The sequence below is a fragment of the Aeromonas rivuli genome, assembly GCF_000820045.1.
GTDB lineage: Bacteria > Pseudomonadota > Gammaproteobacteria > Enterobacterales > Aeromonadaceae > Aeromonas > Aeromonas rivuli.
The window spans coordinates 26,045-51,520 of record NZ_CDBJ01000007.1; the positions used below are offsets into that span (position 1 = coordinate 26,045).

The following is a 25,476-nucleotide window of genomic DNA, read 5'->3' on the forward strand; positions in this document are numbered from 1 at the left end:
TGAGTTTGCTAACCTCGGCGAAGCAGTTAAGGTAAGCGAAGGTGAAACACAGGATCCCGATATGGATGATAATATCCTGATTATCGATGACGAGGTCGTGCCTCCTCAGGATAAGCAGCAGGAAGGCTGGAAGGTGATGATAGTGGATGATGAACCGGAAGTTCATCGCATCACCAAACTCACCCTGAACAAATTTGAATTCGATGGCAGACCCCTGACCTTTCTCGATGCCTATTCAGCCACCGAGGCCAAGGTGCTGCTCCTCGCACATCCCGACGTGGCGCTCTTGCTGCTGGATGTGGTGATGGAGACCGACGATGCCGGTCTGGAGGTGGTACGTTTCACCCGCGAGGAGTGCCACAACAAGCTGGTACGCATCGTGCTTCGCACCGGTCAACCCGGCCAGGCTCCGGAAGATGACGTGGTCAACAACTACGACATCAACGACTACAAGGACAAGACGGAACTCACCTCCCAGAAGTTGCGTACCCTGCTGCGCGCCAGTTTGCGTTCCTATCGTGATATCTGTGCCCTGGAGAATCACCGCCATGGGCTGGAGAAGGTCATCCAGGCTTCCAAGGGCATCTTCGACAAGTTGGCTCTGCGCCAATTCGTCGAAGGTGCCCAGACCCAACTCTGTACCCTGCTCAGCCTGGAAGAGTCGCAGATCTACAACGTCAGACAAGCGACCTATGAGCTGAAAGATCAGATGCTGGTACCGCTCCTGTCCGACAAAGAGCCCATGCGCTTGCACGATGCGCCCACCATCTTTCGCGAGGCCATGGCTCGTTCGGCCAACGTCTACCACGGCCACGAGATGGTGCTCTACTGCCAGAACCGCAGCCATCATCTGCTGTTTCACATCGAAACCCATCGCCCCTTGAGTCAGATGGACACCAGCCTGCTCAGCCTGTTCACCGAAAACATCATAGTGGCGCTGGAGAACATCCGGCTCAACGAGCTGATTGCCGACAACGAGCGCGAAATCATCTACCGCATCGGCGAGCTGGTTGAGTCACGCTCCAAAGAGTCCGGTCTGCACGTCAAGCGGGTGGCTCTCTATACCGAGCTGTTCTGCCAACTGCTCGGCATGGATGAGCAGCAGAGCGAACTTATCAAGCGCGCCTCCCCCCTCCATGACATCGGTAAGGTCGGCATCCCGGATGCCATTTTGCACAAGCCGGGCAAGCTCACCCCGGAGGAGTGGGAGATCATGAAGACCCATGCCCAGCTCGGGCATGACATGCTGTGCGGCAGCAAGCTGGCTCTGTTCCAGATTGGCGCCACCATAGCCGGTAACCACCACGAGAAGTGGAATGGCAGCGGTTACCCCCAAGGGCTGACGGGGGAAGCCATCCCCCTGGTCGGGCGCATCGTTGCCCTGGCGGATGTATTCGATGCCCTGGGGTCGGATCGCTGCTACAAGCAGGCCTGGCCACTGGAGCAGGTGATCGCTCTCATCAATGAGGAGCGGGGTCAGCATTTCGATCCCCAGCTGGTCGATCTGATGATGAGCAATCTCGATGACTTTCTCGCCATTCGCGCCGCCTATCGCGATAAATTTATCGGCGAGAGCTAAGCGGCGACTCAGCTTAGCGTGGCTGAGCAGAGGGTCTAAACAACGAGGCCGCCGTCCCTGGGGACGGCGGCCTCGTGCTATGTGGCTCGTTCGGTTTTTTGCCTCAAGGCCTCACTGCCCGGGCAGATTGAGATCCAGTACCGGGCCCGGCTCGGCCTCGGCCGCCTGCTGGGCCGCCATGGCCCGCTGGAAGGCGCGCCGTTTCTGCCACAGCATGAAGCCCACCCCTGCCCCCAGCAGCGCCAGCACACCCAGACCGATCGTCAGCCATAGCCACCAGGGCGTGCCCTGCTCCTCCTCAAACCCAGGCGCGGGTGCGGGCACCGCCTCACTGGCGAGCGGAGCCGGCGCCACGGGCGCTAGCGCCGGATAGATGTCAAACGACTTGTCCGGCAGGGCGATACGCAGCTCCCGGCCACTGCGGCTGGTGGCAAACAGCTCGGCGCTGACGCGATACTTGCCCACCTGGGTCAACTTGGCGAGATCCACCTTGAGATCCCCCGTGCTGCTCTGGGCACTGAAACCGGTGTGGGCACCGGTATTGCTGGTGGTCTCCCCCTTGATGGCGACCGTGGCCGGGTCCAGCTCATCCCCATCTATCTGCAGCACCAGCTCGGGCCCTTGCTGATCCCCGCTGCTGCGCAGCTGATAATTCACCGGTAACGGGTAGAGCAGCACCTCCTGCCCACGGGCCCGCACGAACACCTGATTGCCAGTGCTGATCAGGGCGCGATACTTGCCAGCCGGTGCATCGAGCAGCACCTCGGCGGTCAGGATGCCATCGACTGGCACCTCATCGAGCCCCTTGCCATCGTCCAGATAATGGCCGAGCGCCTTCTCAAACACCGGCTCCCCCTGCTGTTCCGGGGTGTTGAAGGCTTGCAGGCGGGCGGTCATCCCCAAGTCGGTCAGATAGTAGCTGCGATCCGGGGTGTTGCCATCGATGAGCAGGCGAGCCCCCAGCTTGAGGTACTCCCCCTGATAGAGACGCTGGGGCAAGGGCTGCATATCCAGGGTCACATCGCTGAGCAACCGAACTCGGTTGCTGGGATCGATGGCCCCTATCGCCTGCCAGGGGCCCGCCATCGGATGACGTATGGTGATCACATCCTGATCCCCCAGGGCCAGCCAACCCACCTCGGGAGCCTGCACCCGGCCTGCATACAGCTTGCTGCCATCGGGGCGCACCAGGATCACCGAGGGGCTGCCCGGCTGGCGCTTGATGATAAAGGAGACCTCTTTTATCCCGTAATCGATGCGAAATCTGTTGTCGAGCAGCGGCACATCGGAGGGACCGAACACCTCATTGGCCTGTGCCATGCTGGGCAGTGTGCCAAGCAGCAAACTGCCCAGCAGCCAGAGCCATGATTGCCTCTGCTGGCTGCGGCCACTTCCTTGCACGACCCCAGATTTCATTGACGCCACAGGCAACTACCTCCCTTCTTCTGGACCAGATCCAGCCTGCTTTCATGGTCGGCCTGCGCCTCAGCACTGGCGCGGATCACCTTGAGTGGCGATCTGGTGGCATCCAGACGGCGTATGCCGGTGTCCTTGTTGGCATCATCCCCCCCCTCGGCGGCCAGATTGAGTTTGGTCTGGCCACCTGTCATCAACAGATAGACGTCTGCCAGTATCTCCGCATCGAGCAAGGCGCCGTGCAAGGTACGGTGGGAGTTGTCTATGCCGTAACGATCGCACAGGGTATCCAGGTTGTTGCGCTTGCCCGGAAAGAGATCCCGCGCCATCGCCAGGGTATCGGTGACGGTACAGATATCGGTGGTCTTGAGGGAGAGGCCCAGCTTGCTGAACTCATAATCCATGAAGCCCACGTCAAAGGGGGCATTGTGGGCGATCAGTTCAGCGCCGCGAATGAAGTCAATGAACTCATTCGCTACCTTGCTGAAGGGGGGCTTGTCGACCAGGAACGCATCTGTGATGCCGTGTACCCGGATAGCCTCGGGATCCACCAGCCGATCCGGCTTGAGGTAGACATGATAGTGGTTACCGGTCAGGCGACGATTGATCACCTCCACGCAGCCGATCTCTATGATGCGGTGGCCCAGATAGTGCGGACCCCCACTAAAGTTCATGCCTGTGGTTTCAGTATCCAGAATAATTTGGCGGTTGGCTTGGGCTGTGTTCATGTTCCAATCTATGTCAAACTTCGGTTTTACTCGCTAGTTTACCCCAAGGCTCATGTTAAAACAGATTGATTTATATACGGATGGTTCCTGCCTCGGCAATCCGGGCCCGGGCGGCTACGGCGCAGTCATGGTCTTCGGTCAGCATCGCAAGGAGTTGGCTGGGGGCTATCGCCTGACCACCAACAACCGCATGGAACTGATGGCCGCCATCGTCGGCCTGCGCACCTTGAGCGAACCCTGCCAGGTGCGGCTCACCACCGACAGCCAGTACGTGCGCCAGGGCATCACCCAGTGGATCATCGGCTGGAAGAAGAAAGGCTGGATGACCGCTGGCCGTCAGCCGGTCAAGAATGTGGACTTGTGGAAGCAACTCGATGCAGAAGCCGCCCGCCATCAGATCGAATGGCTCTGGGTCAAGGGTCACTCGGGGCACCCCGAGAATGAACGCTGTGATGAGCTGGCCCGGGATGCCGCCAGTGGCAAAGAGCTGGCCGACGATGTCGGCTACCAGCCCTGATATCCCCGGTGATTGACGCGACCAGCTACCAGCCCTGACGTGCCATGCCCGGCGCCGTCACCTGCTTGGCCAATTGCCAGGGGCGACGCACCGGGATCAACGGATAGCGCCGCTTGCGCGCCGCTATCACATAGACAGAGGCGAAGGGGCGCAGATAGTCACGGCCCAGGCTCTCGCGCCACCAGCCGATACGACTGCGCGGCCCCATCATGGCGTAGCCGAATCTGTCATCGAACATCACCTCGAATCCCAACAACTGCAACCAGTCGGTGACTCTGGCCGGACTGAACATGCGCGCCGACCAGGGCAGTCGGCGACTCAACCCAGGCAGCAGATGGCCAAGGCCGGCCAGGCTCAGAGGGTTGTAGCCGCTCAGGATGAGCCAACCATCATCGGTCAGTACCCGTTCGGCCTCACGCAGCACCTGATGGGGATCCACGCTGAAATCGAGCACGTGGGCCAGCAGACAGGCATCCACGCTGCCTCCCCTGACTGGCAATGCCAGGGGATCCCCTCGGCAATCGAGCAAGCGCCCCTGCCCGGCCATGCCAATCTGATGACGAATGCTGGAATGGCCACAGGATAGCTCGGCACTCAGGCTGCCAACTTTGAGCAGGTGATAACCAAAGAGTTGCGGGCACCAGCTGTCGAGCCGCTCCTGGATCTCTGCGGCGACCCAATCCCCCAGCGGGATCTCGGCCCAGCTGGTCGGGATCTCGAGCTGTTGTTCGGTGCGGGCCAGCTGCATAATAGGATTCAACCTCGGGAACATGGGTTAACACGCCATCCAGTTATATAAGATCCCCTTCATTAAGAGAACATAAAGAGGCCAACGCCATGTATCCAGTCATCACGATACCCGCTTTTAATGACAACTATATCTGGTTGATCAGACACGAGAATCATTGCCTGGTTGTCGATCCGGGCGACGCGGCTCCGGTCCAGGACCGGCTCGACAGTCTCGGCCTTGAGCTCGATGCCATACTGCTCACCCATCATCACCACGACCATGTCGGCGGGGTCGATGCGCTGCTCAAACGCTACCCCAAGGCCCGGCTGTATGGCCCCAAGCTGAACCCGCTTCCCGATCAGCACGGCCAGTGGCTCGATGAGGGGGACACGATTGGCTGGCACGATCTCAGTCTCACCGTCATGCATGTCCCCGGTCATACCCTTGGCCACATCGCCTACCATGGCAACGGCATGCTGTTTTGCGGCGATGCCCTCTTCTCTGCCGGGTGCGGCCGCATGTTCGAAGGCACCCCTGATCAGATGCATGATTCACTGATGCGGCTGGCCGCGCTGCCAGATGACACTCAGGTCTATTGTGCCCATGAATATACCCTCTCCAATCTGCGTTTTTGCCTCGCCGTCGAGCCCGACAATCTGGCACTGCAAAAGCGCATCGGTCAGATCAGCAAGCTGCGCCAGCAGGGCCTCCCGAGTCTGCCCACCCGCTTGGGTGACGAGCGGGAATTCAACGTTTTTCTGCGCTGTAATGAGCCGGGCGTAAAATTTTCTGCTGAGAAACAGGGGATGAAATACTTGGAAAATCCAGTAGATACCTTTGCCGTGCTCAGACGCTGGAAGGACACTTTTTGAACAAACCTTGATCAGGCCAGGTTTGCCGCTTATGATGCGCGCTGATTTTCTACCAAGATGACCTGCGTGAGATGAAGTTACGAACGGCCTTATTGGCGACGCTGTTACTCAGCGGATGCCAAAACCTGAATCATCAGGATGACCGGGCGCTAACGGCAAATGAGCCGATCAAGTCCCCACAAGTCAGCAAAAAACTGCATAAGAAACATGCATCAGGATCCTTCTTTAGCGACGATCAGCTAGACGAGGTGCAAGATACGGATAACCTTTGGGCCCGTATCAGCGATGACATGCAGTTGGATTTCCAGGATAACCAGCGCATTGGTCAACAACGTGCGGCTATCCTGCGCAGTGACAATCACATGGCCACCATTGCCAGTCGTGCTGAACCCTACCTCTACCTTATCGTTGAGGAGATCGAACGGCGCGGGCTGCCAATGGAGCTGGTGACCATCCCCATGATAGAGAGCATGTTCGATCCCCATGCCCGCTCGAGCAGCAATGCCGTCGGCCTGTGGCAGTTCGTGCCCCAGACAGGCCGTAACTTCGGCCTGCGTCATGACAACTGGTATGACGGGCGCCGCGATGTGATCGCCTCGACCAATGCCGCCCTTGACTACTTTGAATACCTGAATCGCTTCTTCGACGGTGACTGGCTGCAAACCATCGCCGCCTATAACGCCGGAGAAGGCCGGGTGCGCAACGCCATATTGCGCAACCAGAAACGGGGTCGCCCCACCGACTTCTGGTCCTTGGATCTGCCGCGCGAGACCCGCATGTATGTGCCCAAGGTCCTGGCCATGGCGGATGTGATCAGCAATCCCGACAAGTACAACATCACTCTGCCCATGCTCGCCAACGAGCCCAAGCTGCGGGTGGTCAAAACCGAAGGTCAGATCGATTTGCACGTGGTCGCTCAGCTCGCAGGAGTTCGTCCGGCGGATCTGAAAGAGGTCAACCCGGCCCTGACCCGCTGGACCACCTCTCCCAGGGGCTCCTACCGCCTGCTGGTGCCGGTGGAGTATGCCGACAGCCTGGAGCTGGCCCTGGCAGACTTGCCGCAGCGTGAGCGGGTACCTACGCGCTCCTATCAGGTCACCTCCGGTGACACGCTGTCCCGGATCGCCATGCAAAACGGAGTGAGCGTCAATCAGCTCAAGATGGCCAATAACCTGCGCGGCAATAGCCTGCGTCGTGGACAGACCCTCTATATTCCGACCGACGGCAAACCCGTGGCCACCGCCACGGTGCAAAAGGCCGCGGCCAGCAAGCCAACCCGGCTCGCCGCCAACACCGCTGGCAACAAGCTGCAGTACAAGGTGCGCTCCGGCGATACCCTCTGGAACATCAGCCGTGCCCATGGGGTGACCCATAACGACCTGGCGAAATGGAATGGCCTCAACGCCAAGTCCGCGCTCAAACCCGGTATGCGGTTGGTGATCTGGCCCAAGGGTGCCAAGGGCGGTGATAAATCCATGGTCTATCAGGTGCGTCGCGGTGATTCGCTCTCCGCCATTGCCGCCCGCTTCCAGGTCGCCGTCGTGGACGTGATGCGTTGGAACCAGCTCGACAAGAGTGGTTATCTCAAGCCAGGTCAGGAGCTGACCCTGTTTGTCGACAACAACAGCTGACAGCCCATAGCCAAAAAAAACCACCTTCGGGTGGTTTTTTTATATCTGCCGTTGGCTGGCTGACGGCTTCGACACCGATTGCCGTCCTCTGGCGCGCCACCTCGCCTTGTCAGGCAATCCGCTGTCCTGGTTGATCAGGCAGTAAAAAACCACCCGCAGGTGGTTTTTGATCGTGCCAAGCCTGAGGCTTAAGGCGTCACGGCCTGAGCCGCGAAACGGGCCATGATCGGATTGTGATCGGAGGCATCTGTCGCCGGGCTCTTCACCTCGACCAGATCCAGACTCCGGTAGTAGAGATGATCCAGCGGGCGGCCAAAGGCACGGCGACGCAGGTCCGGCGAAGGGATCGCTTCTTGCAGTCCCAGCTCCTCCACCAGCTTATCAAGCCAATACTCCCGCTTTTCACTCCAGGTGTTGAAATCCCCTCCCAGGATCACCGGCCCCTGGTGACGGTGGATCAGGGCGGTCAAATCGTTGAGCTGCTCGCGGAAGGTGGCCATGCCAAGTTCGAAGTTGACCGCATGGAGGTTCACCACCAACACACCATCAGGATCGCCCTGTAAAGGGTACAGGCTCACCAGACCCGACTTGGGGATGCGCAGCAGTGGCTCGGGGGAGCGAACGCCGCAGACGAACGCCTGGTGCGTCTTGGCCACTGTCATGACGCCGAAGGAGACGCCACCTTGGGTGAAAGCTTGCAGCTGTTGCCACTGGAAACGACCCGCCTGCAGCCAGGCCAGCATGTCGGGCTTGGTCGCCGACTCCTGCAGCAGCAGCAGATCCTGATCCTGGGCAAACGCAGTCATGCCCTCGCGCCAGTTCTTGCGCTGTCCCTTGTACAGATTCCAGACGGTGATGCCGAACTCCCGCGGCAATGCCTCAGCAGCCAGGGCCACCAGGGGCGGTTGATGACAACTGAGGTTGGGCACTATGCCTTGTGCCGTGACCAGATGATCTCTGGACGGCACCTCGAAGCAGCCGACCAGCCCCAGGGTCAGCAGGGAGGTACCCAGAATGCGATAACTATTTTTCATTGGCTAACAACCACCTGGCTATCTTTGCGTGCTCGTTCAACAAAATATCATCCAAGCCGACTAGGCTGAACATTCGCGCCCAACGTCAAGCCACTGTGGAGGATCCCCATGCCCAGACAGCAACAATACCGTGTGACCTTTTACGATCAGCAGGGCAATTGCCATCAGGTTGAGTTATCCACCCGATACCAGATCAGGCGCGACCCCCAATGCGATCTCTGTGTGTTCGATACGAACCAGTGCGTGGGGTCTGAGGAGATGCTGGAGAGCATGATACGGCAAAAAACCGGGTTTGAGCAGGAAATATCCATCATCAACGCCCGGCTTATCTGAATCCCGCTTACAGCGGTACCGAGCGCGGTTTACCCTGATCGTCTATGGCCACGTAGGTGAAGACCCCCTCGGTCACGCAGTAGCGCTGGGCATCGTTCGCCCGCAGCACCGGCTTGACCCAGACTTCCAATTTCAGGCGCATCGAGCTCCGTCCCACCTGCAGGCAAGTGCCATAACAGCAGACCACATCCCCCACTTTGACCGGGCTGTGGAAGGTCATGCCTTCTACCGAGACGGTACAGATCCGCCCCTTTGCCAGCTCCTTGGCCATGATACCGCCCCCTATATCCATCTGGGACATGATCCAGCCACCGAAGATGTCGCCATTGGGATTGGTGTCTGCCGGCATCGCCAGGGTGCGCAGCAGCAGATCCCCTTCGGGCTCACGGGCCGGGGTAGCTGTATTCGTGTCGACCATCATTACTACTCTCTATGATTGGGATGGCGGCATGATAGGGACAGGCTCCTCCCTTGGCAAATGCTATGCCGGGCCAGGGTGTGCCAGCGCCCGGCCGCCTGGCAAGCCTCCCCTCGCCGCCATGCCAATGACCCGGGCTCATGCCTGCTCAGTCACCATCCAGTCTGCCACTCTGCACGCCGCCTCACAGTCGCGCGCCCGCCTCGCTCGCCAACCAGGCCAGAGGATCCGCTACCCGATACTCAAAACCGAGCTCGCGGCAGATCCGCGCTCCTGTCACAGGTGAAAAATCGCCAGCCGGTTCAATGAAATCAGGGGCCACCAGGCCAATACGCACGGCGGCGGCGCGGTAAAACTCCTGGCGACTGGGGTGACCGGGGGCGCTCAGGGTGTAGCAGGCACCTGACTCGCCTTGTTCGAGCAGCAGGCAGCACGCGGCAACCAGATCCTGCTGATGGACCAGATTGACCGCCTGAGCACCGCCGCTGACACTCTTGCCCGCCAAGAATCGTCCGGGGTGACGGCCTGGGCCATAGAGGCCAGCCGGGCGCACCACTATGGCGCGATCGAAACCGGCAGCCAGCACGGCGCGCTCAGCCGCCAGCATGCGCAACCCCCGCTCGGTGTGAGGCGCGGCCTGCTCCTCTTCGCCCTGCCCGGGCCCCCACACCGAGGTGGCACTGACGAACAGGAGATTGCGCACCCCAGCGGCCCGGGCCATGGTGCACAGCTGCGTGATGGCGCCAGGGTAGTCATCCGTCTTGCCTGGCGGCACACAGACGACCAGGTTGTCGACGACCAGGGGCCAGACAGAGCCCATCTGCGCCGAGAGATGCAACTGGCAGGCATTGAGGCCCTCGGCCCGCAGCACTCTGACCTTCTCCTGACGGGTCACCGTCACCGTCACCGCCCATCCCTCATCGCTCAGCGCGTGAGCCAGGGGAAGCCCCAGCCAGCCAGCCCCCACTATCCCTACGCTGGCAACCGCGTCTGCTGCGCGCTCTTGTGGTGCTTGTCGTAAGACGGCGTCTTGCATGCTCACCTCTGCTGTTGATAAAACCGTGATGACTGTGGAGGGGACGGCCAGGCTCGGCGACCCTGTCGGGCAAAAAACCAAAAAAAAAACGGCCATCCATGATGACCGTCGAAAGTAACGAAGGAAATAGCTGGATCACCAGTCATCTCCCACAGCGGGAAAATCGGGAGCCTGAGCTCCTAATTCGTGGGGCTCATGCTAGTGTTCTCCCGGCCAAAAAGCTATGAAGCAGATCACAGTTGAAAGGGATTTCTGAAAACGCTTTCAGTTTCCGGCTTAAAAATGGCCCACTTGGGGCCATCTTCTCATGCCATCTCGGTGACGGACTCCCGTGCGACCAGTTCAGCCTCGAACTTGAGGGTCAGCCCCTCCGCCGGTTTATGATCCAGCAGACGCAGCGCCAACTCGGCGGCCCGCCCACCCATGGCTTCGATGGGGTAGCGCACCGTGGTGAGCTTGGGATAGATGTAACGGGCGTAGGGAATATCGTCGAACCCCACCACTGAGACCTGTTGCGGGATCTTGTAACCCCGCTCCAGCAGGCAGGAGATGGCACCCGCCACCATGGCATCATTGAAGCCCAGCACGGCGCTGAACGGCACGCCGCGCGCCAGCAGTGCCGTCATGGCAACATAACCGCCGTTCTCGTCGGCAAAGGCGCGGCCTATCAGAGCGGGATTGACGGCTATTCCGGCCCGTTGCAGGGCGTGGGTATAACCGGCCATACGCTGCTGACCGTCGACGAACTCCTCGTCATCCGAGGTGACAAAGGCTATCTGGCGATGCCCCGCATCGAGCAGATGCTGACAAGCCGTGGTGATACCCGCCTGATTATCCAGCCAGACACAGCGATCCTCCGCCCCCGGCACCTGACGGTTGATGAAGACCACAGGGGTAGAGCCTGCCGCCAGCTCGCTCAACTCGTCGTCCGGCAGCGCCTTGCTGTGCAGGATCAGGGCATCACACTGGCGTTGCAGCAGGGCCTGTATGGCATGGCGCTCACGCACCTCATCATGGTTGCCTGACATCACAATGGTGAACTTGTCGGCGCGATCGACCACGGTTTCGATGCCGCGCATCATCTGGGCAAAGAAGGGGCCACCACACAGATCCCCCACCAGCACGCCGACGCAGTTGGAACGTTTACTGACCAGCGCCTGGGCAAAGCTGTTGGGACGAAAATTCAGCTCCTTCATGGCCGCCAGCACCGCCACCTTCTTCTCCGGGGCGACCTGGGCCGTGCTGTTGATGACACGGGACACCGTCGAGATGGAGACATTGGCCATGCGGGAAACGTCTTTAATCGTTGCCACTCTCAATTCCTTTCATTAGGGGTTCGCCGCGCTTGGCTCGCCATTATAGCGACTCGTTCAATCCTGAACGCGGCGCCCGATCACCTGACAGGTTTCTTTTTGTAACAAAACCTTGCCCCATGATACCCCATCCACCCTGGAGAGGGAGCCGGGGCCACGCTGCACCGCCTCAGTATTGGTGGCGTAGTTCTCGTTCGGACATGAAACGCAGGGGTTGCTTGAGCCTGTGCCGATAGATGAGGTCGAACGACAGCACATTCTGCACATAGTTGCGGGTCTCCTGATAGGGGATGCTCTCGACCCAGACATCCATCGGCTTGTCGGTGTGGGCATCACGCCAGCGTTTCACCCGGCCCGGCCCCGCGTTGTAAGCGGCGGCAGCCAGAATACGATTGCCGTCATACACATCCAGCAGTCGCTTGAGGTAGGCACTGCCGAGGCGAATGTTCATCATGGGATCAAACAGCTGTTGAGGATCCCGGTAAGGGACTCCCAGCTTGCCGGCGGTCTCCTTGGCGGTGGCCGGCATCAGCTGCATCAGCCCCCGCGCGCCCACCGGTGACTGCGCCAGCGGATAGAGGGCACTCTCCTGACGGGAGATGGCATAGAGCAGGCTGGTATCCATGACCCGCTCACGGGCCATCTGGGAGAAGGTGCGTTGCAGCGGCAGCGGGAAGCGCAAGTCCAGGGCATCCCAGGCCTCGGCGCGAATGCTGGCGAGGATTGCCAGCTCATGCCAACCCTGATTGAGGGCGACATGGCCAAATTCGATGCGCTGGGCCACCGAGTTGCGATCCATGTTGTGGATCCACTCCGAGCGAGCCGCGGCGATTTCGTTCATGGCGAGCAGCTCCTTGACCCGGGCCAGGAAGGGCCAGCGTCCGGCGGCACTGCGCCAGTCCGGGGCCCTGACCTGCGGCTCATTCTTGAGGCGATAAGGCACGCCGCTGCGCTGAGCGGCCATAAAGCCATAGAAGCCGCGCAGGCCGGCGGTCTCAATATAGAGCGCCTTGGCTGGCTTCTGCTGACCCTGCACTTCCAGGGCGCGAGCCTGCCAATAGCGCCAACGATCCTCTTTCTGCCGCGCCTGTGGCAGCTGTTTTATCCAGCCTTCGAGCCCGCGCCAATCCTCCTCCCAAATCGCAAGCCGTGCCCGCAGCTCCACCAACTCGGGTTGCGCCCGCACCTGGCTATCGACCCAGGCTCGCTGAGCCGGGGATCTATCCAACAGGTAACGCCGGGCAATGGCGTATTCAACCGGTTTGAGCTCCTGGGCGCTGAACGCGAAACGACTGCGATAGCTGGCCAATGCCCCCAGCACCCGATCCGGCTCGCTGTTGGCATAACGCACCAACCCCTGCAGCAGCAGCTGGCGCGAGTGCCGCTCCTGACTGAAATAGACGGGATTCATCACCTTGGCCGGCTGACTCAGCAAGCTGGCCATCAGGGTGCCACTGCCCTTGAGCCCGGCGCCAAGCTGATTGGTCAAATGATTCACCAGGTTGCTGTTGCCCCCTTCGAAGGCGAGCATCATCCGCGACCAGACAGCCTCCTGGGTACGTAACCCGGCACCTTGCCAGAGGCTAAACAGAGAGTCGCACGCATCCGGGCGCGACTCGCCGCTCAGCCAGAGCTTGCCCGCCTCGCGCAGCCCCTCCTCGCGATGGCCGGTATGGTAGCGCGCCTCATAGTGCATGCAGCGCAGCTCGGTGGAGTTGGGGACGTCGGGATAGAGCCGCAGGAACTGGGACCACTGGTTGCTTTGAGCCAGATGAATGAGATAGCTGCGTTCCAGACGATTGGACTGAGGGGTATCGGCATGCTCCTTGATGAAGCGGGTGACCTCGCCATATTCGGCGCCGCCCGGACGAAACGCGAGCCGGTAATAGTCCAGATAAGGCAGCAGCGGGTAATGGTTGAGCTGGCTTCTGAGCGTCTGGAAGCGAGCCATGTCGTTGGCGCGCACCGCATCATAGGCCTGGCGATAGCGCAACTGATCCATGGTCTGCGCCATGGCCCCCGGCACCAGGAGGGCGGATAAGATGATTCCCCAGACGGCTTTCACTCGACTTCTCCCTAAAATCGGGCGCCCAATGGCGCCCTGTTCTGTCTCCCCATTCTACCCGTAAACGGCCCGGGCTACAGCTTTGCTGCGACGGAATTTCTCGCCTCCAACTTGCCCCCCATCCGTTTGACGTAGCGTTCCAGATAAGGCACGGGCAGCGGCTTGGAAGCCAGGTATCCCTGATAGAAATGGCAGCCCTGGGCCCGCAGAAATTCCAGCTGCTGGCGCGACTCCACCCCTTCTGCCGTCACGTTGAACCCCATGTGACGCGCCATGGCGATCACCGCCTCGACGATGGCCATGTTGTCGCCATCCCGGGGAATATCCTGGATAAAGGATCTGTCTATCTTCAGCTCGTCGGCAGGCAAGCGCTTGAGGTAGCTCAGGGAGGAGTAACCGGCGCCAAAGTCATCGATGGCAAAGCTGATACCGAGCTGCTTGAGCTCGGTCATCTTGCTGATGGTGTCCTCCGCATGGCCCAGGACCACAGACTCGGTGATCTCCAGGTTCAGGCAGGCCGGATCCATGCCGGTCTGCGCCAGTACGTCATAGATACATTCGACAAAATCCTGGGCATGAAACTGCTTGGCGCTGACATTGACCGACAACTGGGGAATATGGATCCCGTTCTCCTCCCAGCTCACATACTGGCTGCACGCCTCATGCAGCACCCAGTTGCCAATGTCGACGATAAGATCCGTCTCCTCGGCGATGGGAATAAATTCGGCGGGGGAGACCAGCGCGCGCCCCGGCGGCTGCCAGCGGATCAGTGCCTCGACCCCGATAAGATCACCGCCTTCCACCAGGTGCTGGGGCTGATAATGCAACATCAGCTCGCCCCCGCTCAGGGCACTGCGCAATTCGTTGTGAATGAGCAGCCGCCTGTCCGCTTGATGCTGCATGGCGGCATCGAAGAAGCGACGGGTCTTGCGGCCCGCGGATTTGGCCTGATACATGGCGGTGTCCGCCTGCTTGAGCAGATCGTCCACCCCCTGCTCACGTCCCGGAAACAGGGTGATCCCCACGCTGGCACCAATGTGCAGCACCTGTGCCCCCTGACGATAGGGCGCCGCTATCTCGCCAATCAATCGCTCGGCAATGAGATCGGCCTGCATCTCCGCCTGGGGCGGGCTGCTGGAGAGAGAGGGCAACAGCAGCACGAACTCGTCGCCGCCCAGACGAGCCAGACAATCCCCCTGGCGCACCAAGCGCTTGAGGCGAGTGGCCACCTCCTTGAGCAGCCAGTCACCTGTGGCATGGCCGAGGGAGTCATTGATGGTCTTGAAGTGATCGAGATCGATAAACAGCAGGGCACCGACCAGATGATCCCGGCTCGCCGCCACGAAAGTCTGTTCCAGGGTTTCATGGAGCTGGCGCCGGTTTGGCAGACCGGTCAGCTCGTCGTAATAGGCGAGATCCTGAATGCGGCGTTCGGCAGCCTTGCGCTCCGAAATATCCTCGAAGCAGATGACAAAGTGACTGATCCGCCCCTTGTCATCCTGCACCGGGGTCACGATTTCCCACTGGGGGTAACCATAACCACGGGCGTGGCGGCGCATCGTCTCCCCCTGCCAGCGGCTCAGATGGTCGAGCTCATACCCCAGGCCCCCTTCACTGGGCCAGAGATCGCAGCTCAGCCGCTTGCCAAGCACCGCCTGGCTGTCAAAGCCGGTGATCTGGCTGAAGGCATGGTTCACCCGCAGCACCTTGTAATCGGGATCCGTGATGATGATGCCTTCATGGGTCTCGAATGCCACGGCAGAGAGCCGTAACTGAGCCTCACTCTGCAACCGTTCCAGCTCGGCCACCATGCGCACCGAGAAGATGGTGAGTGCACTGGCCAAGTCAGGCAGCGCCACCGAGCCGGAAAAAAGCAGTGCCAGGTGGCCAAGCACCTGACCATGGCGATCGCGCAGGGGATGCCCATGATAGGTCTGGCCCGGGGCAAGCCAGGTTTGATCCTGTACTGGGGCCTCCAGCATCAGAGTCCGGGCCTGGCCTCCTTCATACAGGGTCTGACAGGGCATGCCCTCCAGCCGGTAGTGATCCGGTTCCACGCCATGGCTGGCCAGGACCCGCAGCGACGCCGCATCCCCTCGCTCGGCCAACCAGACAGCATCGGCATTGAGGATAAGCGCCAGTTCATCGACCAGGGTGCTGAAGAACTCCAGCCCCGTCTTGGCGGAAAGCGCCTGAGCCAATTGGGCCAGCAAGGGATCTTGCACCCGCAGCACAGCACGCTCGTGGCTGGCCTGGGCTGACAGCAAGGAGCGATCGTTGACCTCTATCGGACTGATCCAGCCACAACAGAGCGCCTGATCGGGGAGATACTGGCCGCACCAGAGGTAATGATGGGCCTGGCCATCCTCCCCCTGCAGGTGGCCAATAAACTGGCCAGGCTTGTCCCCTTGCTGCAGGCGGGAAAGGAATTGGGCAAAGCCGACCTCGTCGGCAGGATCCAGGTCATCGCTCCAGGGGTGAGACCCCTCCCCTTGCCAAAGCTGGTTAGAGGCATGATCCGAGACTCGCCATTGGCTCTGGGCCGGATCATAAAACCACATCATCTGAGTGGCCTGCTGCTTCATGTACGACTCCAACTATTGTCTCTGTCCCAGAATGCGCAGGATACCGAGATCGCCCTCGCCTTCCCGAATATAGTGGGGAAAGAAAAAATGGGTGGGGGCAGTGCGGGTGAAACCTGATTAAAAGTCGACAGACTGTGCTGCCGGGAAGGGACAGATAGGATCCAATTTCCCCATACTGCCTGCCCATTTCATGCAGCTCAAGTGCTTTTTGGTCCAGAAGCCGAAAAGATCACAATTTACAATTTGATGAATAACAAAGAACAGATAATGTGATCTGGATCACATTATCTCCCTCCTCCATGGGTATTCTGAAGGTGAAGACACAAGCAAGACGACCCGAAGGGGGCCAATATGAAAATTGAAATCACCAGTAAAATCATCGAGATCACCCCGGCAATTCGCGAGCGTATTGAATCTCGCTTCAACAAGCTCGAGCGTCTTCAGGTGCCGCTTATCACACCCCATGTGATCGTCTCCAAGGAACGACTGATGTTCAACATTGAAGCCACCGCCGGTATTCCCAACGGCAAACTCTTTGCCCAGGCAGAACACGAGGATCTCTACGCTGCCATCAACGACCTGGGACAGAAGCTGGAGCGTCAGCTCAACCGTTATACCGAGAAACCCCTGGCGCGCCGTGGCCAGTCTCCTCTCAAGGAGCAAGCCCAGCCGGAAGAAGCCGACGCGGAAGTCGATGCTTAATGTGACAAAATCATCAGTTGGAGAGAAAAAGGCGGCCTAGCCGCCTTTTTCTATGGTCATATCTGCCAAGGCTGCCTGCGGATCCGACGATGTTGCGTACCCTGCCAGCCACCCCCAATCCCTCAACTGCGCCAGTGCAGGCTCGCATCCACCCCTTGAGCCAAGCTGTCCAGCAGCGGCAACATAACCAGGGGAGCACTCTCGCGCCCCTTGTTGGCCAACTGCCAGCGAGCCTCTACCCGTGCCCGGCCCAGGGCGCTCAGGTTGTCAAACACCCCTTCGTCCAGCACCGGCTGCCGCCCCACCAGAGGGGGAGGATTGAGCGCCAGCCAGAGCCTGGCATCCACCATGCTGCCCCCCTGCTGCAACCGCTCGGTCAGATGGGCACTGTCCGCTGTCTCATCGGCCTGCAAGGGGGTCGCAGGAGCCAGTCCAAACCGCTCGCGCCAGTCAATCTTCGCCTCAGGGGCGGATATCGCCTCATCGAACCAGGGTTGCTCCTCCACCGCCTCGGTGAGCAGGGCCAGGTGCAGGCGAAAATCGGCGCGATCGCCGCGCAGCAGATCCTGATTGAGACGCTGGCCGAGCTGTCCTTCATCGACCAGCAGACGTTCGCGGAGGGTGTTGGGTAGCATGATGACTCTGCGATATGAAAGGTACCCTGTTATCGGCCGCGCCGGGTCAAGGTTTAGGGGTCGTGCTCATGTTCCGCGGCGGCGCTAGCACGCCAGGCCATCGGCGAGGATTCAGGGTGTCAATCGCAGCAAAACACCCGGCTCTCGGCGATGTCGCCCCTGCTACACTCCCCCTCAACAGAGCCTGCCTGAAATCAATCGATGCCAGATGGGGCGCCCTGAACAACAAGAGGGGAGTCTGAGCTCCCCTCTTGTTCATTGCCACTGCGTCAGAGGGTAAAGCGGTAGAAGATATCCACCGCCTGGGCCACCCCGCTCATGGCCTGCAGATAGAGTCGCGGCAGCACTTCGTAGCGCAGCTTGAACTCGGCGATGGGGCTAAATACCCCTACCCCGTACTGGAACTGCAGACCGGGCAACAGATAGGCAGAGAGCGTGACCTGGGTATCATCCCCGCTACCCTCGGTATCCAGGGAGACATCGCTCATGCCAAGGGACTCGCCAATATCGGACACCACGCCGCCGACCTGGCCGACCGCCCCCGCCACCAAGAGGCCATTGAAGCCGCCATCCTCACCCCCTGTCTGCAGGCCCTTGCCGCGCAACAGGTAGGAGAGCTGTTCGGACTGCGCCATCTGCGGTTCCGAATAGACGGCTATCTTCGGCTTGGCCGCCGGCCCCGTCACCCTGACCCCGACCGTCACGTTGTCCTCTATGGTATCTGGATCCCGATAGGTCTCGATGTTGAGATAGGGTTTGTCCAGGGGACCGGAGAAGATGATGCGTCCCTCCTTGATGATCAGGTTCTGGCCATAGGCCTTGAAGCGACCATCTTTCAGCTCAAGCTGACCGGTGCCGGACAGGGGCTTCTCCGGCTCCTGATTGAGGTTGATCCCGCCGCTTACCTTGGTCTTGAGCCCCATGGCCTCGAGGCGAATGTCATCCCCCAGTACCACGGCCACCTTCATCTCCAGGGGCAGTGCGGTCTGCTCCACCGGCGGTGCCAGCTCGTCATAGATAATGGTGACATCGTCGGAGCGCGCCACCGCACTCTCCGGCAAGTTCTTGACCAGGATCCGCGCCCAGGGGATCACTATCTTGCCGGTTATTTCGGTCTTGCCCCCAAGGGAAATAGCGAGATCCGGCGAGACCCGCACCCGGCCCATGCCCGGATATTGCGCCTCCAGATCCTTGCCCTGTATGGTCAGGCTGCCTTCGATGGGCGTCTTGGCCCAGCTCAGCCAGCCCCCCAGAGCGAGGGGGCCCTTGCCGACCAGCATGCTGCCATCAAGCTCGGCCCGGTTGCCCTCAATCTTGAGGCGGGTCTTGAGCTGCTTGAGGGTCACCATGTCGGTGTGGGTCTGCACCTCGCCCTCGACCAGATTGAGCTGGCCAAACAGCAGCGGTGCCTTCAGGGTGCCATCGAAGCGAGTGTCGGCACTGATCACCCCTTGCAGGGAGCGCACCTCTGGGAGCAGAGGGGCAAACGGACTGAGTTTCAGGCCGGTGAACTTGAGCTGACCGGACAGAAGACCACGTCCGCTCGGATCCTTGATGATGAGGTCTGTGTCTATGCTGCCAATGTCACCCGAGACGAAATCGAGGCGCAAATTCGCCTGTTGAGGTTCGAGATCGAAACCGATGGCGAGTTGCTGGTAGCTGGTCTTGAGCTCATCGGCGATGAAGGTGCCCGGGGTGGTGCGCAAGGTGGCATGCACCCTGGGCTGCCCCCCCTTCCAGCTGGCGCGACCATCGGCCGACAACACCGCCTGCCACTGGAAGTTATCCGGCAGCCAGGGGCGCAACCGTTTCAGGTCGAACTCGTTCAGGGCAAAGGCCAGCTCCCCCTGAGCCGCCGAGATCTGGCTTCCTTTGACACACAGGCTCGACTGCTGGGAGCCGAGGCAGAGATCGCTCATCGCCAACCGCTGCTTGTCGAGATCGACGTCCAGATTCCAGGGCGCCTTGAGTTTCCAGCGCTTCATCGGGGTCTTGATGCTGAGCTCCGTCAACGCCCCGCGCCAATGACTCTGCTGCACGCCGCCATTGAGACGCAGATTGGCGGCCAGGGGATCTCCTTTCATGTCCAGAGACAACTGGTGACGGCCAAGATCGCCATCGGCATCCAACTTGATCTGTTTGAGGACTGTGCTGCCCTGGGTCAGATTGGCCACCGTCAAGGCCAGCTTGCCGGCGGGCACCTCCCCGATCACACCATTGCCCTTGAGCACTATGCCCTTGAGGTCAGTACCGGCGTAGAAGAGACGGGTCGAGCTCAGGGCCGCATTGACCCGCGGCGCCTGCTGATTACCGCCCAGCGCCAGGGTACCGCTCAAGTCGCCACGCAAACCGGGATAGAGCCCGGAGAGATCCGGGGCGGCCAACTGGGCATCGAGCTGCCACAGCTTTTCGGTGAGCTTGCCCTTGGCCTGCAGCTTGTTGGGGCCAGTTTGCAGCGCGAAGGCGGGGATCTGCCAATTCATGGCATCATCACCGCTGAGCTGGCCGGTGATGGCGAGGGGATATTTGTTGAGCTTGCCGTCGACCTTGAGGGCCGGCACCTTGAGCTGCCAATGACCGGCGTCGCTTAGCTGAAACTCACTCTCGACCCGGCCAGCCAGGGTGCCCTTGATCTCGGGCACCAGCTCGGCGGGATCTATCCCCTTGAAGCTGGTGACCCCCTGCCACTGCACGCCCTTTTGCCAGGCCAGCTTGCCATCGAGCTTCAGCTCTCCTTGCAGGGCATTGAGCAGCAGGTCGATGTTGCTGAGCTGACCCAGATCGCCCTTGCCCTTGAGGGCCAGCTTGAAGGGGGGCACATCCGTGCCCTGCCCCGAGGTATTCAAGGCGAACTGGTAGCCCGACAGTGCCCCCTTGGCGGTCAGGCTCCCTTTCTTCAACTGATAACTGGGCTCATCTTCTGCCGGCTTGTGCAGCGGCCAGTTGAGACCGGGCCAGCTCAGTTTCAGATCGAAGGGCAGATCGGGATCCAGGGCTGCCAGTGACCCCTTGAGGTTGGCCGCCACCGGTCCCTTGGCATCCAGGGCCAGGGCCAGCTTGCCGACCGAGCCCCCCAGGGTCAGGGTCGCCTGTTCGCCCTTGAGCTGATTATCGAGCAGGGCCTTGCGCGCCTTGGCGGTCAGGGTCAGGTCGAGGGGATAATCATCCAGCAGACTGATGTGACCCTTGAGATCCAGGTCGGCCATGGCGTGGCGCAGGAACAGCTGATCGATATCGATGCGATCCCCCTCCCCCCGGACCGAGAGCAGCAGCTTGTCGATGCCCTCCTTGAGATCCCCTTGCTGGTAGCTGAGTCGGGTCAGCATGACCCCCTCGAGGCGCAGCGGGAAAGGCAGGTCGATCTTGGGCAGTTCGATGGCGATGGCGCCCTGCTCAGAACTCGCCACCAGGGTCGTCGATTTCGCAGCCTTGGCGACGGGCTCATGTTTGGACCCTTTGCTCTCTTTGGGCTCAGCCGCCGCAGCGGGCGCGGCCTCCGCCAGCTTGACCGTCAATCCATCGAGCACGGGGCCACGGACCGTCAGGCCATGCCTGTCCAGCTTGGCGCCGATGTCGAGAGACTTGAGCACCAGCGCCAGACCGGGAACATCGACATCCAGATCGCTGAGCTTGAGGGCATCAATCTGGATGCGGATCGGCAGAGGGCGCCAGACGAAGGGTTCGCTGGGGGTCGCTTCGCTCGGCGCCGACTCGGCCACCTTGACCACCGGATGGGTCAGGCTCAGGGATCGGATCCAGAGCTGGCCTTGCAGCAACTTGCCCAGATCCCAGTCGAGCACGGCGCGCTCGACCCTGGCATCCACCAGCTCATCCTGCCAGCCGACCCCTTCCAGGGTCCAGCCATAGCCAAGCTGACCGGCCACCAGCTCCCCCTTGAGGGCGGGCAGGGCCGACTTGGCCTGCTCCCAGAGCCATTTATTACCCTGGTGAGTAAAACAGAGCAGGCTGATGCCAATCAGCAGCAGGAAGACAAGGCCCATCAGCCAGAGGAAAATGCGTTTTAGCCAGATCATAATTCAGGCCCCAGGGCGAAGTGCAGGCGCAGGGGTTTATCCTCCTCCGAGATGCCAACCGCCAGATCCAGCCTGACCTGACCGATTGGCGTGACCCAGCGCACCCCGACTCCGGTGCCTATCTTCCAGGGCTCCTGATAGTCATCGGTGGCGGTGCCGCCATCCACAAACAGGGCCCCCAGCCACTTCTCGCTGAATCTGTAGTTGTATTCGGCGCTGAGTGCCGTGGTGTAGCGGCCACCCAGGAGTTGACCATCCGCATCCCTTGGCCCTATGTCCTCATAGCCATAACCCCGTACCGTCTGATCGCCACCGGTAAAGAAGCGCAGGGAGGGCGGCACCAGAGAGAAGTCATCACCGATGATGGCTCCCTGCTCCGCTCGCAGCAGAAAACGGTTGTTGTCCCCTAAGGTGCGCAGCCATTTGGTGCGACCCCAGGCGCGCATGAAGCGAATATCCGAGCCCCAGGTAGGGTCGGAAAATTCCAGGGTCAATTGCTGTCTGTCGCCCCAATCCGGCACCAGGCCGCCACGCAGCCGCAGCCTGGACCAGGCGACGCCGGGGATCAGCAGCAGGCTGTTACCCGCATCCGAGCCCTGCTCATAACGTTCGTTTTCCAGCCGCACGAAGACGTCCCTGTCCCAGGCATCCGGTCGCCGTTTCCAGCGATGGACACCGACTGTGGTCAAGTCGGAGCGGGTGTCATTGTTGTTGGTGTAGCGATAACCGGCCTGCAGCGAGTAGTAATCCTGCAGCGGATTCTTGCCAATGATGGGGATCTGGTAGTCGAAACTGAGATCAGCCTGAGGCGCCGACACATTGGCGGTGGCATTGAGGCGGTGACCATAACGGTTTATCCAGGGTTTCTCCCAGGTGGCACTCACCCGGGGGCCCACGTCGGTCGCATAGCCGATACCCGTTTCTATCTCGTGCTGGGTGCGCGGTGCCAGGGTGACCTGGATAGGCACCTGATCTCCCTGGGCCTCGCTGATGAGGGGTTTGAGATCGACCTGCTTGAATAGCTTGGTCGAAGAGATGTCCTGGGAGGTCTCCGCCATCTTGATGGCGAGATAGGGATCGCCGCGTTTGATGCTGACCAGCGGCTTGATGAGGCGCAGCGCCTCCGGGGTCGCGGTATAGCGCACCTCGCCAAAGTGATAGCGAGTACCTGAACGAAACACTATGTAGATCTCGGCGGTGCCCTTCTCCGGGTATACCTTCACCTGGCTCTTGCTGATGCGGGCATTGAAGTAACCCCGCGCCAGCCCCAGGCTGCCAAGATCGGCCTTGATGGATTCGTACTTGCCGTGATTGAGCGGTTCCCCCTCCTTGAGGGGCAGCTTGTCGAGCAGCTCGCTATAGATCTCGTCGCTGCCCGCATCCCCCTCGAGCAGCACATCCAGCCGGGAAATCAGCACCGGATCCCCCGCCTTGACGTCGACGATCACTCTGGAGGGCTTTTTCTTGTCCCGGCTCAATTTGACCTTGGGCTGGTAATAGCCGAACACCTGCAGGGCCTGCTCGGTGCCCTCAATGATCTTGGCGCGGGCAGGGCGGTATTGCCGCTCCTGGAAGACGGGCAAGGCATTGAGATAGGCCTCGACGTTCTCTTTGTTGGCGCCCTTGATACCCTTGACCTCATAGGTCAGCTTGGCGGCCATGACGGGAGACGCCAGGCAACTGAGGCAGAACGTCAGCCAGAGCCAGGCACGCACCCGGTGGCGCGGCTGCGATTTACCCGCAGGTATGGGCAGATAGCATCCTGTCAAACGTCAACTTCCCCAAGTCTCATGCTCAAGCGAACGATGCAGGTCACATCGTGGTAAGGGTGGCGGCTCCCGCCCAGGGCGAAGCGGCTTGCATTCAATGACTGGCATCCTACCATAGTCCCATGGCGGTTTCAGACCCATCAGCAACCTGGATTTGTCATAAAATTTAACCAGTTGGCTATAAGTTAATCCAAGGGGGTGGAATTGGCGCCCCATCAGGCTAAATAGTGGTCAATGCAGCCGCACCCCGAATGGCTCGCACGGGATGAGCACGGCGGATGGCGCGACAAATATTGTCGGCAGAGAAGTCGGGATCCTCTCCCTCACTCCCGCTGAGCAAGCAAACCCGTGGCCCACCCCATCAGAACCCGGCCTCGGGAAATGTCACGGACAACGCCACTTATTCATTGAGTATCATGATGTTAAGTACAATACCCTACTCCTTCGCTCACCTTAATCGATTTATCTCGCTCCCCTGTGCGCCCCCCCTGATCCACACTGGGTTCATCATTCAGAGGAGCACTCCCATGGCAACACGCAGCGAACAACTGGCCGACCACATTGCCGAGCGGCTCGAATTCATCACCTTTCTCGCCTGCAGCAGCGCTCTGCTGGCGCTGTTGTGCGGCATAAACGGTCAGCAGGCGCTCGCCTTCACCGCCTTGAATCTGCCCTTTGGCCTCGCCATCTTGCTCGGCTCGGCCCTGCTGGCCCCCTTGGCCCCTCACTGGCGCCTCCCTCTCATGGCGGCGCTGCTGCTGGCCTGCGCCCTTGCCAGCCTCAATCTCGGCGGTGAATGGCTGGAGCCCATCGCACTCTGGGGTCTCTATGGCTTGCTCGGTCTGGAGCTGCTCTGGCAGGCTCGCCACCACAAGCCTGCTATCCGGGCTGACGAGAGGCAACAATTGCGCTAATCTTGCCCCCCGATCCGGCCTGTCTCATGACGAGGGCCGGATCCGTCAGCCCATGCACGCGAAGAGGAGAACCCATGAACAAGGCCTGCGCCCAACACATCCTGGTCAAGACGGAGAAAGAGTGTCTCGAGATAAAGAGTAAAATCGACAAGGGCGCCGATTTTGGCCAGATGGCAAAACGCTTCTCCACCTGCCCCTCCGGCAAACGCAGTGGCGATCTCGGTGAGTTCAGCAAGGGTGACATGGTCAAGGCCTTCGACGACGCCGTGTTCAAAGGTGAACTGCTCAAGGTACTGGGCCCCATTCGCACCAAGTTCGGCTTTCACCTGATCAAGGTGCTGTATCGCAACTGATAGCCCGATGGGCCGCCCATTCAGCGCGGCCCATGCCAAGATCCACAGCCTCGCTCTTTTGAGCCACTCCGCTTAAATAAATTAACCTTATCAGTCCATTAGGTTTATCCTTTGGCCATTTCCCCAAAGGTGCTGCCATGCTGCCCATGCCTGTTCTGCCTCTGCTCGCCTGGTTGTTGCCCCTGTGCGGCGCCTTGGGCAGCCGTGTTGCGATCTGGCCCTGGTGGACCGGCTTTGCCATCTGCCTGGTCGGAGCCCTCTGCTCCCTCTGGCTGTTGCTGCGCCTGCCCTGGCATCCGCGCCGCGCCGTGGCGCTGCTCGGTGCCCTGCCGCTAGTGCTACCGGCCTGGTTTTTGGTCAAGGCGTTGCAAGCCCACCCGATCAATGACGTCAGCACTGACCCTCTGGATCCCCCAACATTGCGTTGGGCTAGCCAAACCCGTAGCGCGGCAGATTTGCCCATTAATCCCGCTCCGTTGAAATTTTTCCCGGATAACCCCGCTCCTCTCTATACCAGGGCCAACCGCCCCCAGGTGCTGGCCGAGGCCCGCGACCTGATGACGGAGCTAGGCTGGCAGCACAGTGTCAGTGGGCAGGGTCTGGAGGCCGTGGTAGTCAGCCCCTGGTTCGGTTTTCGTGACGATGTGGCCCTGCGTCTGTTCGAGGGGCCCAAGGAGCTGCGCATCGATATGCGCTCGGCATCCCGCCAGGGGCGCTCCGATCTGGGCGCAAATCGTGCCCGCATCCAGGATTTTCTGACCCGCCTGCACGGACGTCTGGCCAAGGCCCAGGGCACGACATCTGAGCCCTGA

The 25,476-nt window shown here is 60.5% G+C and carries 21 protein-coding genes; 9 read left to right on the plus strand and 12 right to left on the minus strand.

Annotated features, from left to right (window positions below; all coding sequences use genetic code 11):
- Positions 1–61 precede the first annotated feature (61 nt).
- Complete coding sequence (locus BN1130_RS00840) at positions 62–1,579, plus strand: HD domain-containing phosphohydrolase (RefSeq protein ID WP_042039673.1); 1,518 nt, start codon at positions 62–64, stop codon at positions 1,577–1,579.
- A 111-nt stretch (positions 1,580–1,690) separates the two neighbouring features.
- On the opposite strand, the gene BN1130_RS00845 is transcribed toward BN1130_RS00840, so the two are convergent.
- Entirely contained in the window at positions 1,691–2,995 is a 1,305-nt protein-coding gene (locus BN1130_RS00845) for a TIGR03503 family protein (RefSeq protein WP_084218090.1), read from the minus strand.
- Positions 2,992–3,723: a DNA polymerase III subunit epsilon gene (dnaQ, locus tag BN1130_RS00850; RefSeq protein ID WP_042039674.1), complete on the minus strand. Its 732-nt coding sequence runs from the start codon at positions 3,721–3,723 to the stop codon at positions 2,992–2,994. The genes BN1130_RS00845 and dnaQ overlap by 4 nt, the downstream gene beginning before the upstream one ends.
- Positions 3,724–3,775: 52 nt before the next feature.
- Between dnaQ and rnhA the strand changes: the two genes are divergently transcribed.
- The gene (gene rnhA / locus BN1130_RS00855; protein WP_042039675.1) at positions 3,776–4,240 is read left to right on the plus strand and encodes a ribonuclease HI; all 465 of its coding nucleotides are present in this window, start codon (positions 3,776–3,778) and stop codon (positions 4,238–4,240) included.
- A 25-nt stretch (positions 4,241–4,265) separates the two neighbouring features.
- Here the strand turns inward: rnhA and BN1130_RS00860 are convergent, their stop codons facing one another.
- Positions 4,266–4,988: a class I SAM-dependent methyltransferase gene (locus tag BN1130_RS00860; protein WP_042039676.1), complete on the minus strand. Its 723-nt coding sequence runs from the start codon at positions 4,986–4,988 to the stop codon at positions 4,266–4,268.
- Between the two features lie 89 nt (positions 4,989–5,077).
- On the opposite strand from BN1130_RS00860, the gene gloB reads away from it, so the two are divergent.
- Both gloB and BN1130_RS00870 read left to right on the plus strand, forming a co-directional pair.
- Positions 5,078–5,842 (plus strand): hydroxyacylglutathione hydrolase, encoded by a 765-nt coding sequence (gene gloB, locus BN1130_RS00865; RefSeq protein WP_042039679.1) that lies wholly within the window; start codon positions 5,078–5,080, stop codon positions 5,840–5,842.
- A 71-nt stretch (positions 5,843–5,913) separates the two neighbouring features.
- Positions 5,914–7,473 carry a lytic transglycosylase gene (locus tag BN1130_RS00870; RefSeq protein ID WP_042039680.1) on the plus strand — a complete coding sequence of 520 codons (1,560 nt, stop codon included), beginning with the start codon at positions 5,914–5,916 and terminating at the stop codon, positions 7,471–7,473.
- A gap of 188 nt (positions 7,474–7,661) precedes the next feature.
- Here the strand turns inward: BN1130_RS00870 and BN1130_RS00875 are convergent, their stop codons facing one another.
- A complete protein-coding gene (locus BN1130_RS00875) occupies positions 7,662–8,507 on the minus strand; it encodes an endonuclease/exonuclease/phosphatase family protein (protein ID WP_042039681.1) in 846 nt (281 codons plus the stop codon).
- Positions 8,508–8,615: 108 nt separating this feature from the next.
- Between BN1130_RS00875 and BN1130_RS23090 the strand changes: the two genes are divergently transcribed.
- Positions 8,616–8,840 (plus strand): hypothetical protein, encoded by a 225-nt coding sequence (locus tag BN1130_RS23090; protein ID WP_005893866.1) that lies wholly within the window; start codon positions 8,616–8,618, stop codon positions 8,838–8,840.
- 7 nt (positions 8,841–8,847) lie between these two features.
- On the opposite strand, the gene yciA is transcribed toward BN1130_RS23090, so the two are convergent.
- From yciA to BN1130_RS00905, 5 genes are all read right to left on the minus strand, one after another.
- Positions 8,848–9,261 carry an acyl-CoA thioester hydrolase YciA gene (gene yciA, locus BN1130_RS00885; RefSeq protein WP_042039684.1) on the minus strand — a complete coding sequence of 138 codons (414 nt, stop codon included), beginning with the start codon at positions 9,259–9,261 and terminating at the stop codon, positions 8,848–8,850.
- Positions 9,262–9,442: 181 nt separating this feature from the next.
- Entirely contained in the window at positions 9,443–10,294 is an 852-nt protein-coding gene (locus tag BN1130_RS00890; protein ID WP_084218091.1) for an NAD-dependent epimerase/dehydratase family protein, read from the minus strand.
- A 305-nt stretch (positions 10,295–10,599) separates the two neighbouring features.
- Complete coding sequence (locus tag BN1130_RS00895) at positions 10,600–11,607, minus strand: LacI family DNA-binding transcriptional regulator (protein ID WP_042039688.1); 1,008 nt, start codon at positions 11,605–11,607, stop codon at positions 10,600–10,602.
- A 169-nt stretch (positions 11,608–11,776) separates the two neighbouring features.
- Positions 11,777–13,672 (minus strand): transglycosylase SLT domain-containing protein, encoded by a 1,896-nt coding sequence (locus BN1130_RS00900; protein ID WP_042039689.1) that lies wholly within the window; start codon positions 13,670–13,672, stop codon positions 11,777–11,779.
- A 74-nt stretch (positions 13,673–13,746) separates the two neighbouring features.
- Positions 13,747–16,257 carry a putative bifunctional diguanylate cyclase/phosphodiesterase gene (locus BN1130_RS00905; RefSeq protein ID WP_042039691.1) on the minus strand — a complete coding sequence of 837 codons (2,511 nt, stop codon included), beginning with the start codon at positions 16,255–16,257 and terminating at the stop codon, positions 13,747–13,749.
- A 351-nt stretch (positions 16,258–16,608) separates the two neighbouring features.
- Here BN1130_RS00905 and hpf point away from each other — a divergent pair, with 351 nt between their 5' ends.
- Positions 16,609–16,959, plus strand: a complete 351-nt coding sequence (gene hpf, locus BN1130_RS00910; RefSeq protein ID WP_042039693.1) for a ribosome hibernation-promoting factor, HPF/YfiA family — start codon at positions 16,609–16,611, stop codon at positions 16,957–16,959.
- A 122-nt stretch (positions 16,960–17,081) separates the two neighbouring features.
- On the opposite strand, the gene BN1130_RS00915 is transcribed toward hpf, so the two are convergent.
- From BN1130_RS00915 to tamA, 3 genes are all read right to left on the minus strand, one after another.
- A complete protein-coding gene (locus BN1130_RS00915; protein ID WP_042039694.1) occupies positions 17,082–17,594 on the minus strand; it encodes a VC2046/SO_2500 family protein in 513 nt (170 codons plus the stop codon).
- A 269-nt stretch (positions 17,595–17,863) separates the two neighbouring features.
- Positions 17,864–21,628 (minus strand): autotransporter assembly complex protein TamB, encoded by a 3,765-nt coding sequence (tamB, locus tag BN1130_RS00920; RefSeq protein ID WP_042039695.1) that lies wholly within the window; start codon positions 21,626–21,628, stop codon positions 17,864–17,866.
- Positions 21,625–23,397 carry an autotransporter assembly complex protein TamA gene (gene tamA / locus BN1130_RS00925; RefSeq protein WP_042039696.1) on the minus strand — a complete coding sequence of 591 codons (1,773 nt, stop codon included), beginning with the start codon at positions 23,395–23,397 and terminating at the stop codon, positions 21,625–21,627. Before tamA ends, tamB begins: the two co-directional genes overlap by 4 nt.
- A 527-nt stretch (positions 23,398–23,924) precedes the next feature.
- Between tamA and BN1130_RS00930 the strand changes: the two genes are divergently transcribed.
- The 3 genes from BN1130_RS00930 to BN1130_RS00940 all read left to right on the plus strand — a co-directional run bounded on the left by BN1130_RS00930 (position 23,925) and on the right by BN1130_RS00940 (position 25,476).
- Positions 23,925–24,311, plus strand: a complete 387-nt coding sequence (locus tag BN1130_RS00930) for a hypothetical protein (protein WP_042039698.1) — start codon at positions 23,925–23,927, stop codon at positions 24,309–24,311.
- A 74-nt stretch (positions 24,312–24,385) separates the two neighbouring features.
- The gene (locus BN1130_RS00935; protein ID WP_005907794.1) at positions 24,386–24,664 is read left to right on the plus strand and encodes a peptidylprolyl isomerase; all 279 of its coding nucleotides are present in this window, start codon (positions 24,386–24,388) and stop codon (positions 24,662–24,664) included.
- A gap of 137 nt (positions 24,665–24,801) precedes the next feature.
- Entirely contained in the window at positions 24,802–25,476 is a 675-nt protein-coding gene (locus BN1130_RS00940) for a DUF1499 domain-containing protein (RefSeq protein ID WP_157013835.1), read from the plus strand.